The organism is Streptomyces sp. NPDC005706 (genome assembly GCF_040631045.1).
Classification (GTDB): Bacteria; Actinomycetota; Actinomycetes; order Streptomycetales; family Streptomycetaceae; genus Streptomyces.
The window spans coordinates 273,065-285,432 of sequence record NZ_JBEXYS010000003.1; the positions used below are offsets into that span (position 1 = coordinate 273,065).

At 73.2% G+C, this 12,368-nt stretch carries 9 protein-coding genes; 3 read left to right on the top strand and 6 right to left on the bottom strand.

Annotated elements, in window-relative coordinates:
• Window positions 1–140 precede the first annotated feature (140 nt).
• The 5 genes from ABZ478_RS07755 to ABZ478_RS07775 all read right to left on the bottom strand — a co-directional run bounded on the left by ABZ478_RS07755 (window position 141) and on the right by ABZ478_RS07775 (window position 5,867).
• Window positions 141–1,760 carry a PucR family transcriptional regulator gene (locus tag ABZ478_RS07755; protein ID WP_359546285.1) on the bottom strand — a complete coding sequence of 540 codons (1,620 nt, stop codon included), beginning with the start codon at window positions 1,758–1,760 and terminating at the stop codon, window positions 141–143.
• Between the two features lie 17 nt (window positions 1,761–1,777).
• Window positions 1,778–3,061: an aspartate aminotransferase family protein gene (locus ABZ478_RS07760; RefSeq protein WP_359546286.1), complete on the bottom strand. Its 1,284-nt coding sequence runs from the start codon at window positions 3,059–3,061 to the stop codon at window positions 1,778–1,780.
• Window positions 3,058–3,900 (bottom strand): nitrilase-related carbon-nitrogen hydrolase, encoded by an 843-nt coding sequence (locus ABZ478_RS07765; protein WP_359546288.1) that lies wholly within the window; start codon window positions 3,898–3,900, stop codon window positions 3,058–3,060. Before ABZ478_RS07765 ends, ABZ478_RS07760 begins: the two co-directional genes overlap by 4 nt.
• 157 nt (window positions 3,901–4,057) lie before the next feature.
• Window positions 4,058–5,467, bottom strand: a complete 1,410-nt coding sequence (locus tag ABZ478_RS07770; protein WP_359546290.1) for a hypothetical protein — start codon at window positions 5,465–5,467, stop codon at window positions 4,058–4,060.
• 148 nt (window positions 5,468–5,615) lie between these two features.
• Window positions 5,616–5,867, bottom strand: a complete 252-nt coding sequence (locus tag ABZ478_RS07775) for a helix-turn-helix transcriptional regulator (RefSeq protein ID WP_359546292.1) — start codon at window positions 5,865–5,867, stop codon at window positions 5,616–5,618.
• 62 nt (window positions 5,868–5,929) lie between these two features.
• On the opposite strand from ABZ478_RS07775, the gene map reads away from it, so the two are divergent.
• Window positions 5,930–6,706, top strand: a complete 777-nt coding sequence (map, locus tag ABZ478_RS07780) for a type I methionyl aminopeptidase (protein WP_359546294.1) — start codon at window positions 5,930–5,932, stop codon at window positions 6,704–6,706.
• A gap of 157 nt (window positions 6,707–6,863) precedes the next feature.
• Window positions 6,864–9,539, top strand: coding sequence for an ATP-dependent Clp protease ATP-binding subunit (locus ABZ478_RS07785; RefSeq protein ID WP_359546296.1), 2,676 nt, complete (start codon window positions 6,864–6,866; stop codon window positions 9,537–9,539).
• Window positions 9,540–9,574: 35 nt separating this feature from the next.
• On the opposite strand, the gene ggt is transcribed toward ABZ478_RS07785, so the two are convergent.
• Window positions 9,575–11,377, bottom strand: coding sequence for a gamma-glutamyltransferase (ggt, locus tag ABZ478_RS07790; RefSeq protein ID WP_359546297.1), 1,803 nt, complete (start codon window positions 11,375–11,377; stop codon window positions 9,575–9,577).
• A gap of 143 nt (window positions 11,378–11,520) precedes the next feature.
• Between ggt and ABZ478_RS07795 the strand changes: the two genes are divergently transcribed.
• Window positions 11,521–12,267: a hypothetical protein gene (locus ABZ478_RS07795; RefSeq protein WP_359546299.1), complete on the top strand. Its 747-nt coding sequence runs from the start codon at window positions 11,521–11,523 to the stop codon at window positions 12,265–12,267.
• Window positions 12,268–12,368: the final 101 nt, after the last annotated feature.

A 12,368-nucleotide genomic window follows, 5' to 3' on the forward strand; every position in this document is an offset into this window, starting at 1 on the left:
TCGGTGTACGGCGAGACTAGGAAGCCCGGTGGGCCCATTTGAGTTGCAGCGTGTCACGTCCGCGGGCGGTCGGCGTGCCACCGTGTCACGTGTTCGCCGGCTCATGTTTCACCGCCGTTATTCCCGGGTCGTCCCATGTCTCACCCCTGTTGCGCGTCATGCGCGAGGAGCGCGATGTGCACGGAGGCCGCCTGCTCGAAGTCGTCGAGGTCGACGCCGAGCCGTGCCTGTATGGCTTCCAGCCGGCGGTAGAGGGCGGGCCGGGAGACATGGTGCAGCTGGGCGGTGCGGGACTTGTTGCGGCCCGTCGCCAGATACGTCCGCAGCACGTTCAGCAGTTCCTGGTCGGCCCCGCACAGCAGCCCGTCCAGCTCCCGCTCGGCGAAGGACTGCACATGCGGGTCGTCCCGCAACAGCCGTACCAGGCCGCGCAAGTGGACGTCGCGCAGCCGGACGACGGCCGGCAGGTCGAGGACGGCGGAGGAGTCGGCCACGGCGTCGGCGACGTGCCGGGCCTCCCGCAGCCCGGCGGGTACGTCCTCCCACACGGTGCGCGGATCGGCGGCCGCGACCACGGCGTTCGGCGCCCCGCTCTCCGTCCGCAGCCGCGCGGCGAAGTGCGCGGTGAGGGCCTCGGCGTGCTGGTCGCGGGCGAGGCTGAGCAGCACGGCGGTGGCGCCGTCGGCCAGCTCCGCGACCAGCCCGGACAGGCCCAGCAGCCGCAGCATCCGGTCGAGTTGGCCCGCGTCCCCGCCGGGCACGACGAGGGGGACGAAGGTCCGCCGGTTGACCGGCAGCCCGGCCGCCCGTGCCCGGGGCAGCAGTTGCCGGGCGGGCACGACCCCGGAGACCAGGTCGGTGAGCAGGCTCTGCGCCGACTGTTCCTCCCAGGTGTGGGCGGAGCCGCCGCCCAGCATGCGGTGCAGCACGAGCGCCTCGGCGGTCCGGTCGGCGAGCAGCCGCCCGGTGGCCGTGTCGCCCCGGTACCCGCACAGCAGCAGCCGGCCCCATCGCTCACCGCGCCCGCCCAGCTCGGCGCGGATCCAGCCGTCGCCCTCGCTGCCTCCCCCAGTGCCTGAACGGCCTGGGTGGTGCCCCCATGCCTGGCGGGCGATCCGCTCCCAGTCTCGCAGCACGTCGTCCACCGCGGGCCGCTCCCCCGCCGTGGCGAGGACGCGGTGGGCGAGGTTGGTGACGACGACGGGGCAGCCGCTGTGCTGGGCGACCTCGTCGAGCAGGCGCTGCAGCGGAGCGCCCGCGGTGATCAGCCCGGTGAGCGCGGTCCGTACGGTCTCCGACAGGCTCACGGCGGCGAACTTCCGCCGTACGAGGCGCGACTGGACCTCCTCGGTCAGTTCGGCGAACGGGAAGGGCCGGTGCAGCACGACCATGGGCAGCCCGCACCGCTCGGCGGCCCGGCGCATCACCTCGGGCGGCGTGGGGAAGGCCCGGCCGAGCCCGAGGACGACGGCCGCGGCCTCCGCCCGGTGCAGGGACTGCACGTACTCGGCCTGCTTGGCCTCGTCACCGGCCAGCAGCACCCCGGTGGTGAGCACCATCTCGCCGCCGGTGAGCATCACCCCGACGTCGGCGGCCTCGGCGACGTGCACCCAGCGCACCGGCCGGTCGAGCTGCCCGGCTCCGGCCACCACCTCGGGCTCCCCGGCGAGCACCCGCTCCAGGGTGAGCACCTGCCGGACGGACAGGGCGGGTTCCAGCGGCTGCCAGCCGGGGCGCCGGGAGTGGGAGGTGGTGGTCATCGCCGTCGATCCGCTCTCTAGTACGTGCTCCTCAGCGCGCGTTCCAGGATCGCCGCGCCCTCCTCGGCCTCCGCCACGGTCAGGGACAGCGGCGGGGCGATGCGCAGGGCACTGGTGTCGTGGCCGCCGCCCTTGCCGATGAGCAGGCCGCCGTCGCGGGCCGCCTCCAGGACGGCGGCGGCCGCGCGCGGATCGGCCTCGTCGGTGCCGGGTCTGACCAGCTCCACGCCGATCATCAGTCCGCGTCCGCGCACCTCCCGGACCCCGGGCAGCTGCGCGCCGACCCCCCGCAGCCGTTCGAGGAGCAGACCGCCGACCCGCCGGGCGTTGCCCTGGAGGTCGTGTTCGAGGAGGTAGCCGAGGTTGGCGAGGCCCGCCGCCATGGTGATCTGGGTGCCGCCGAACGTCGAGATGCTGTTGGCGTCCAGGCAGTTCATGATCTCGGCGCGGGCGATCACGCCGCCGATGGACATGCCGTTGCCGATGCCCTTGGCGAAGGTGACGATGTCCGGCGGGCCGCTGCGGGCGTGCGCCTGCCAGCCCCAGAAGTGCTCGCCCGTGCGGCCCCAGCCGGTCTGCACCTCGTCGCTGATCCAGAGGATGCCGTGGGCGTTCAGCACCTCCCGGAAGGCCGCGTACAGGCCGTCGGGAGGTGAGGTGAAGCCGCCGACGCCCTGGATCGGTTCGGCGATCAGCGCGGCGGGGGGCCGGGTGTGCCCGAGGACGTCCTTCAGGTCCGCCACGCACGCGTCGATGAACGCGCGGTCGTCCAGCTCTGCGAACGGGCCCCGGGCGCGGACGCCGCCGTGGACGTAGAGGGTCTGCAGCGGGGAGAGCGAGGTCGGGGACCAGCCGCGGTTGCCGGTGATACCGACCGTGCTGAAGGAGCGGCCGTGGTAGCTGTTGCGCATGGCCAGCACGGTGTTGGTGCGCCGGTGGGTGGTGGCCAGCAGCAGGGCCGTGTCGTTGGCCTCGGTGCCGGAGGTGGTGAAGAACACCCGGGCGTCGGGGATGCCGCTGACCTGGGCGATGCGCTCGGCCAGTTCGACCATCGGCCGGTTCAGGTAGAGGGTCGAGGAGTGGATGATCCGGCCGGCCTGCTCGGTGACGGCCTTGGTCACCTCGGGCAGGGCGTGCGCGGTCATCGTGGTGAGGATGCCGCCGAAGAAGTCGAGGTACCGGTTGCCGGCGGAGTCCCAGACGTACCGGCCCTCGCCGTGGGTGATCTCCAGGGGCTCGTCGTAGTACAGGGCCAGCCAGTCGGGCAGGACGCCCCGGTGGCGGGCGTAGAGGTCGTTCACGGCTGCACCAGTCCTTCGTAGGCGTCGGGTCGGCGGTCTCGGTAGAAGGCCCACTGCTGCCGGACCTGCTCGATCAGGTCGAAGTCCAGGTCGCGGACGAGGAGTTCCTCGGTCTTGTCGCTCGCCGGGTCGCCGACGAACTGCCCGCGAGGGTCGACGAAGTAACTCGTGCCGTAGAAGTCGTTGTCGCCGTACTCCTCCTGGCCCACCCGGTTGATGGCGGCGACGAAGTACTCGTTGGCGACGGCCGCGGCGGGCTGCTCGAGCTGCCAGAGGTAGGACGAGAGTCCGCGGTGGGTGGCGGACGGGTTGTAGACCAACTGCGCGCCGTTGAGTCCGAGTTGCCGCCAGCCCTCGGGGAAGTGCCGGTCGTAGCAGATGTATACGCCGACCTTGCCGACGGCCGTGTCGAAGACGGGCCAGCCCAGGTTGCCGGGTTTGAAGTAGTACTTCTCCCAGAAGCCCTTGACCTGCGGGATGTGATGCTTGCGGTACTTGCCGAGGTAGGAGCCGTCGGCGTCGATCACGGCTGCGGTGTTGTAGTAGAAGCCGGACTGCTCGACCTCGAAGACCGGTACGACGATCACCATGCCGGTCTCGCGGGCGAGGTCCCGCATCCGGCGGACCGTCGGCCCGTCGGGCACCGGTTCGGCCCACCGGTAGTGCTCCGGCTCCTGGACCTGGCAGAAGTACGGGGCGTTGAAGACCTCCTGGAAGCCGATGACCCGCGCGCCCCGGCGGGCCGCCTCGCGCGCGTGCTCCTCGTGCTTCGCCACCATGGACCCGGTGTCGCCGGTCCAGGTGGCCTGTACCAGTGCGGCACGTACGACGTTGGCCATGAGCTGCTCCTTCGACGCTACGTCCGAGCCTCTACGCCCGTAGAAACGGCCTGTAGAGGGACGAAAGTAAGCCTCCCGGACGTCCTTGCCAAGACCATCGTCGCCAACCCGCCAAGTCGATCACGTCTGCCACTCCTTAGGGTGATCGCGGCGCCGGTCACGGAGCGAACCCGGCGACCCGCAGGGCGTGCACCAGGTCCCAGTGGCGCTCCTCGGAGGCGCCCGCGGCGGCCTGCAGCAGGAGCGGGACGAGCCGGTCCGGGTCGGCGGCGGCGCTGCGGGCCGCTTCCTCGGGCGCGCGCACCCGGACGTAGGCGTCCAGCAGCGCCCGCATCTCGCGGTCCCGTCCCTGCCCGGCCAGTTCCAGCACGGCCGCGCCGATCTCGGCGGCGGGCCGCGCCACGCCCTGCCGGAGCATCTGCCGCCCGTCCGCCGTCCGGCCGGCCGCCTCCAGCGCGCCGGCGGCGGCGACCAGCCGCTCGGCCGGCAGTGCGGCGGCCTCCCACAGCAGGGTGTCCCAGTCGGCGCCGAGGCCGGCGCGCCGCAGCCCGTCCGCGAGCAGTGGGAGCCGGGCGGCGGGCCAGTGCGCGATCTCCACCAGCAGCACGTGCGCCTCGCCCGTGCGCCCCTCCGCCCGCAGCAGCACCAGCCGCTCCACGGCCCCGGCCACGGCCGGCCCCGCCTGCGCGTCCACCACCTCGGAGGGCGGCTCCGCCGGCTCCTCCCCCGGTCCCGCCCCGGCGAACCGCGCCCCACGCGGTGAACGCCGTCCACCGGGCACCTCGGGCACGGCTGCCACGGGCGCCGGAGGCGCCCCGGTCACGGGTACGGCGTCGTCCTCGACGGCCCCCGCGAACCGGGCACCGCCCCGGCGGCGCCTGCGGGGCCGGGCCGGAGGCGGGACGGGGTCAGGGGTGAGCGTGCGGGGCGTGGCGGGGTCCTCGGCGGGCGCGGAATCCCGCGTGCCGCCGGAGGGACGCGCACCGGGCCGCGGCTCCGCCTCCTGACGGACGGGCCGCGCCGGGCGCGGTCCCGCGTCGGCGCCCCTCCCGCCCCCGTCCGGGCGGGACAGCCGGGACAGCCGGGCCCTGAGTTCGGCGCAGCGGGCGGTGGCGCGGTCGTGGTCGTCGTGGGTCCAGGCGAGGTCGAGGCGGAGGGCCTCGGTCTCCCCGGGGGAGGTCGCGCCGGTGAGCCGGCGGTTCAGTTCGGAGCGGCGTTCGGCGGCGTACCGCCGCTCGCGGAGCATGACGTCCAGACGGTCGCCGAGGGCGTCGCGGGCGCCGGGCAGGGCGTCGTACGCCGAGGCGGCCGCCAGGTGCAGGGCGCGGGCGCGTTCCCGCTCGGCCGTGGCGACGGCGGGGCCGTGGGCCGCCGCGAGGTCCTGCAGCAGCGACTCCAGCACGTCCCAGGGCGGCAGTTCACGGCCGTGGAGACAGGCCCGCATCCCCTCGGGGTCCCGCTTCCAGAAGACGGCGCACCAGCCGCCGCCCTGGTCCAGACGCCCGAGGAGGCCGTCCAGGTAGTCCGCGAACTCCCGGACTCGATGCGGAAGTTGCTCCACAGCCATGCCCGCCTCCCGCCCGATCGCCAGCGCTTCGCCCGTCAGGCAACACCAGCCGTGTTACGGGCTCGCTACGCGGAGTTTTCGGCGAGTGTGCGGGCGGCTCGCCGCGCCGTCCCGCCCGTTGAGCGCGTCATCCGGCGCCCGGTGGCCGTCAGACGGGTACCGGAGCGCAGCGGGCCAGCAGCTCGTCCATGGACAGCCCGAGCGCCCCGGCCAGCGCGGCCACCGTGAAGAAGGCCGGGGTCGGGGCCCGTCCGGTCTCGATCTTGCGCAGCGTCTCGGCCGAGACGCCCGCCGCCGCCGAGACCTCGGCCATGCTCCGCCCGCCGCGCGCATCGCGCAGCAACTGCCCGAGCCGCTCGCCGCGTTCACGCTCTTCGGGGGTGAGGGGGTTACGAACCATGACCCCATTCTAATACCGCCGCCCGGCGGCCACCCCATTCAAATACCGGTATAGTAATTGGCATGATGGATCTGAAGACGGACACGTCGATCGATGCGATGCACTCGGCGGGCCAAGTGGTGGGGCGGGCCCTGACGGCCGTACGGCAGGCGGCCGGTGCCGGTGTCTCGCTATTGGAGCTGGACGAGGTGGCACGGGACGTGCTGCGCGAGGCCGGGGCGTCCTCACCGTTCCTCGGCTACCGCCCCTCCTTCGCCCCCACCCCCTTCCCGGGGGTGATCTGCGCCTCCGTCAACGACGCGATCGTGCACGGCATCCCGACCCGGTACCGGCTGAGCGACGGCGACCTCGTCTCCGTCGACTGCGGCGCCGAGCTGGACGGCTGGGTGGGCGACTCGGCGATCAGCTTCGTGGTCGGCCGCCCGCGCCCGGCGGACCTGCGCCTGATCGAGACCGCCGAGCGCGCTCTGGCGGCGGGCATCGAGGCGGCCCGCGTCGGCAACCGCGTCGGCGACATCGCGCACGCCGTCGGCCGGGTGTGCCGTACGGCCGGCTACGGCATCCCGGCGGGTTTCGGGGGCCACGGCGTGGGCCGCCGCATGCACGAGAGGCCGGACGTCCCCAACGAGGGCCGCCCCGGCCGGGGAGTGCCGCTGCGCCACGGCATGGTCCTCGCGATCGAGCCCATGCTGATCGGGAGCGGCAAGGACGCCTACTACGAGGCGGGCGACGGCTGGACCCTCCGGACGTCCGACGGTTCACGCGCGGCGCACGCGGAGCACACCGTGGCCGTCACGGACGACGGCCCCCGGATCCTCACGGCGCGCGAAACCTCCTGAAGGGCGCGGGCGGCCGCACCGGGTGGAGGAACGGAAGCCCTGCTGAGCGGGCGTTCCTGCACATGCCCTTCGCAGAAGCTCGTGTCATCGTGGCATGAGCGGCCCACCCCCGGGTTACCCGGCCGCTCCGCACGTCGTCTGCGAAGGAAACGAAACGATGACCAGCGGCTACAACGGCCCGGAGGACCCCTTCGGAGAATTCTTCGCCCGCTTCTTCGGCGGCACCGGCGCCGACGTCCCCGGCGGACGCGGCACCCCCCGCCACATCGACATCGGCCGCCTGCTCAGCCAGCCGGCCCGTGAGCTGGTGAGAGGGGCCGCCCAGTACGCCGCCGAGCACGGCAGCCGCGACCTGGACACCGAGCACCTGCTGCGCGCCGCCCTCGCCGCCGAGCCCACCCGGAGCCTGCTCAGCCGCTCCGGCGCCGACCCGGACTCCCTGGCCACGGAGATCGACCACCGCGCCGGGCCCACGCACCACCCGCCGGGCGACGCGCCGCCGCCGACCTCGCTGTCGCTCACCCCGGCCGTCAAGCGCGCCCTGCTGGACGCGCACGACATGGCGCGCGCGAGCGGCGCCGGGTACATCGGGCCGGAGCACGTGCTGAGCGCGCTCGCCATGAACCCGGACTCGGCGGCCGGGCACATCCTCAACGCGGCGCGCTTCCAGGCCGGCAGTCTGCCCCCGGAGGCCCCCGAGGCCGCGCAGCCGCGCCCGGAGAGGCAGCGGCCCACCTCGACGCCGACGCTCGACAAGTACGGCCGCGATCTGACCGACATGGCCCGGCAGGGCCGGGTCGACCCGGTCATCGGCCGTGACCAGGAGATCGAGCAGACCATCGAGGTGCTGTCCCGGCGCGGGAAGAACAACCCCGTGCTGATCGGCGACGCCGGCGTCGGCAAGACGGCCGTCGTCGAGGGGCTCGCGCAGCGCATCACGGACGGTGACGTGCCGGAGATGCTGGCCGGGCGCAGGGTGGTGGCCCTGGACCTGACCGGGGTCGTCGCCGGCACCCGCTACCGGGGCGACTTCGAGGAACGCCTGAACAACATCGTGGAGGAGATCCGCGCCCACTCCGACCAGCTGATCGTCTTCATCGACGAGCTGCACACCGTCGTCGGCGCCGGTTCCGGCGGCGAGGGCGGCGCGATGGACGCGGGCAACATCCTCAAGCCCGCCCTCGCCCGGGGCGAACTGCACATCGTGGGCGCGACCACGCTGGAGGAGTACCGGCGGATCGAGAAGGACGCGGCGCTGGCCCGCCGGTTCCAGCCGATCCTGGTGCCCGAGCCGACGGTCCCGGACACGGTGGAGATCCTGCGCGGGCTGCGCGACCGGTACGAGGCCCACCACCAGGTCCGCTACACCGACGAGGCGCTGGTCGCCGCCGTGGAGCTGTCCGACCGCTATCTCACCGACCGCCGGCTGCCGGACAAGGCGATCGACCTGATCGACCAGGCCGGCGCCCGGGTACGGCTGGGCGCCCGGACCAAGGGCACGGACGTGCGCGCGATGGAGCGCGAGGTGGAGCAGCTCGTCCGGGACAAGGACCAGGCGGTCGCCGACGAGAGCTACGAGCAGGCCACCCAGCTCCGCGACCGGATCGGCGAGCTGAAGCGGCGGATCGCGGAGTCGAGCCCCGGCGAGCAGGCCGACGAGGGCCAGCTCGAGGTGACGGCGGAGTCCATCGCCGAGGTGGTGTCCCGGCAGACCGGCATCCCGGTCAGCCGGCTGACCCAGGAGGAGAAGGAGCGGCTGCTGGGCCTGGAGCAGCATCTGCACCAGCGGGTGGTCGGCCAGGAGGCGGCGGTCGCGGTGGTCGCCGAGGCGGTGCTGCGCTCGCGCGCCGGGCTGGCCAGCCCGGACCGGCCGATCGGCAGCTTCCTCTTCCTCGGCCCCACCGGTGTCGGCAAGACCGAGCTGGCCCGGGCGCTCGCGGAGGCCCTGTTCGGCAGCGAGGAACGCATGGTCCGTCTCGACATGAGCGAGTACCAGGAGCGGCACACCGTCTCCCGGCTGGTCGGCGCCCCGCCCGGGTACGTCGGCCACGAGGAGGCCGGCCAGCTCACCGAGGTGGTGCGCAGGCACCCGTACTCGCTGCTGCTCCTGGACGAGGTGGAGAAGGCGCACCCGGACGTCTTCAACATCCTGCTCCAGGTGCTGGACGACGGCCGGCTCACCGACTCCCAGGGCCGCACGGTGGACTTCACCAACACCGTCATCGTGATGACGAGCAACCTCGGTTCCGACGTGATCAGCCGGCGGGGCGCCGGGATCGGCTTCGGGCCGGGCGGCGCCGACGCCGACGAGGAGGCGCGGCGCGAGCAGATCCTGCGTCCGCTGCGCGAGCACTTCCGGCCGGAGTTCCTCAACCGCATCGACGAGATCGTCGTCTTCCGGCAGCTCACCGGCGAGCAACTGCGGCAGATCACCGATCTGTTGCTGGAGCGCACCCGCCGGCTGGTGGAGGGCCAGGGTGTCACGGTGCGGTTCACGGACGGGGCCGTCGACTGGATCGCGAAGCGCGGTTACCAGCCGGAGTACGGCGCCCGCCCGCTGCGCCGCACCATCCAGCGGGAGGTGGACAACCAGCTCTCGCGGCTGCTGCTCGACGGCACGATCACCGAGGGCAGCCGGGTGACGGTGGACGTCAAGGACGGACGGCTGGACTTCCGTGCGGAGCGGAGCGCGCCGGCCGCTCCCCCGGTGCCGACTTCTTCGCAGGCCGCTGATGACCGGCCGGCGGAGGGCACCGGACCGGCGGCGGAGGCCCGGCCGGCCGAGCGGACCGGGCCCGCGGACGAACCGCCGCCACCCGCACCCGAGTTGTAGGCCCGGGTCGCGGGACGGCCGCGCGCGGGGCGGGGTTACGGCGTCGGGTTCACCACCATCGCCGAGCCGCCGCCCCGCCGTACCTTCTCGGCGGCCGCCAGCCACTTGCCGTCCGGCAGCCGCTGGACGCCGGTGGCCGCGCCGATCTCGGGGTTGAGCTTGAAGCTGTGGCCGATCGCCTCCAGCCGGGTCCGCAGGTCGCTGTCGTACAGCGCGGGTTCCAGTTCGGTCTGGGCGGCGTTGCGCTGGCTGGCGCGCGGTGCGGCGATGGCGTCCACCAGCGGCAGCCGCCGGTCCAGGAACCCGGTCAGGGTCTGCAGCACGGTCGTGATGATGGTCGCGCCGCCAGGTGAACCGAGCGCCACGACGGGCCTGTTGTGCCCGTCCAGGACGATCGTCGGCGAGATCGAGGAGCGCGGCCGCTTGCCCGGTCCGGGCAGGTTCGGGTCGTGCACGGCCGGGTTGGCCGGGGCGAAGGAGAAGTCGGTCAGCTCGTTGTTGAGCAGGAAGCCCCGGCCGGGGACGGTGATGCCGCTGCCGCCGGTCTGCTCGATGGTGAGCGTGTAGGCGACGACGTTGCCCCACTTGTCGGCCACCGTGAGGTGCGTGGTGTTCTCGCCCTCATAGGTCGTCGGGGCCGCCTTGCCGCCGGTGCCGCAGGCCGCCGGATGCCTCGGGTCCCCCGGCGCGACCGGGCTGGTGAGCACCGCGTCGTCCTTGATCAGGCAGGCCCGCGAGTCGGCGAACCGCTGCGACAGCAGTCCCTTGGTCGGTACGTCCTCGAAGGCGGGGTCGCCCACCCAGCGGCCGCGGTCGGCGAACGCGATGCGGCTCGCCTCGATGTAGTGGTGCAGGTACTGCGCCTTGCTCGCCTTCGACAGGTCGGTCCGCTCCAGGATGTTGAGCGCCTCGCCGACGGTCGTGCCGCCGGAGGAGGAGGGCGCGATGGAGTACACGCCGAGGCCGCGGTACGAGGCCCTGGTGGGCGCCTGGAGCTTGGCCCGGTAGACGGCGAGGTCCTTCTCGGCCAGCTTGCCGGGGCGGGCGTTCCAGCCGGAGGCGGGGTCGACCGGCGGGTGTTCGACGGTCTTGACGATGTCGTCGCCGATGTCCCCGCGGTAGATCGCGCCGACGCCCTTGCGGCCCAGTTCCTCGTACGTCCGGGCGAGTTCGGGGTTCCTGAGCGTGGAACCGACGACCGGGAGCCGCCCGTTCGGCAGGAAGAGCTTCGCGGTGTCCGGGAAGTAGCGGAACCGGGTCTCGTTGGACGCGGTCTGCGACCGGAAGGTGTCGTCCACCGTGAATCCCCGGCGGGCGATCCGCTCGGCCGGTTTCAGGACCGTGCCGAGGCGTTCGCTGCCCCACTGGTCCAGTGCGGTCTGCCAGGTGGCGGGCGTGCCGGGGGTGCCGACGCTCAGGCCGCTGCTGACCGCGTCGGCGAAGGCGAGCGGCTTGCCGTTCTCGGTGAACATCTCGGAGTCGGCGGACAGGGGCGCGGTCTCGCGGCCGTCGATGGTGTGGACGGTGCGGGTCCTGGCGTCGTAGTAGACGAAGTAGCCGCCTCCGCCGACGCCGGCCGAGTAGGGCTCGGTGACGCCGAGCGCGGCGGCGGTGGCCACGGCCGCGTCGACGGCGTTGCCGCCCTTCTTCAGCACCTCGATGCCGGCCGCGGAGGCGTCCGCGTCGACACTGGAGACGGCGCCGCCGTAGCCGACGGCCACCGGGACCTTCGTGGCCGTGCCGCCGGTCCTTTCGGTGGGCGGCGCGGCCGCTCCCACCGAGACCACGACGGTCGAGACCGCCAGAACCGCCAGTTTCCGCGTGCCAGGACGACCCATCCGTACCTCCCGCAGGGACAAGTCCGCGCAGCGTAACGAGATTGCCTCCGTACCGACAGTACGCCTCGGGCACCTGCCACACGAACGTCACACGTCGAACACGGGTACGTAGTGGGCGTGCGGGACCGCTAGCATGCGCGGCCATGAACGACGACGTGCGCAACATCGTCCTGGGGGTCGTGGCGGCCGGCGTCAGTGCCGCGCTGGGCTGGCTCGCCCGTACCTACCTGTGGCGGCGCAGGCTCCGCCGCAAGCAGGCCTTCTTCGGGCTGCCGGACCACTCGGAGTCGCTGCTGGTGGTCAACCGCAACGCGGGCGGCCCGGAGCTTTCGGTGATGCGGCACGACGTGTTCGCCCTGCTGGAGCTCTCCGCCCTGATCAAGGACTGCAACGCGCACGCCCGGGTCGTGGCGCACGACGCGACCCAGCAGGGCTTCGGGGAGCGCACGGAGTTCTGCCTCGGCGGGCCCAGCTCCAACCGCCGGATGGCGGCGCACCTGTCCTCGCTGCTGCCGGGCGTGGGGGTGAACACCGAGGCGGAGTCGGGTCCGGAGGCGGGCGCCTTCCGCATCGGCGGCGAGGACTACCGCGTGGAGCCCGGCAGAAGCGAGTACGTGCTGCTGGCCCGGCTCACCGCGGGCAACCGCGGCGAGGCCCGCCCGGTGTTCCTGTTCTGCGGGCAGCGGGCGATCACCAACCAGGCCGCGACCCGCTATCTCGCCCGCGGCCACGAGCGGTTGGCCCGCAAGTACGGCTCCGGCTCCTTCGTGCTGCTGCTGAAGGTGGTCAACTCGCAGGCGTACGGGCCCGATGTGGTGGAGCTGGTGGCGGACGTGACCCGGGCGGCCCGGACACCGCTGCCGGAGGCGGCCGCGGCGACCGCCTCTTAGCGCTTCAACAACCTTTACTCGCACGTAACTTACCGACGGCTTACTTACGGCGGGAGCGCGCGGTTACCGTCGGGTCACTTTGCACCTTACCGAGTCACCGA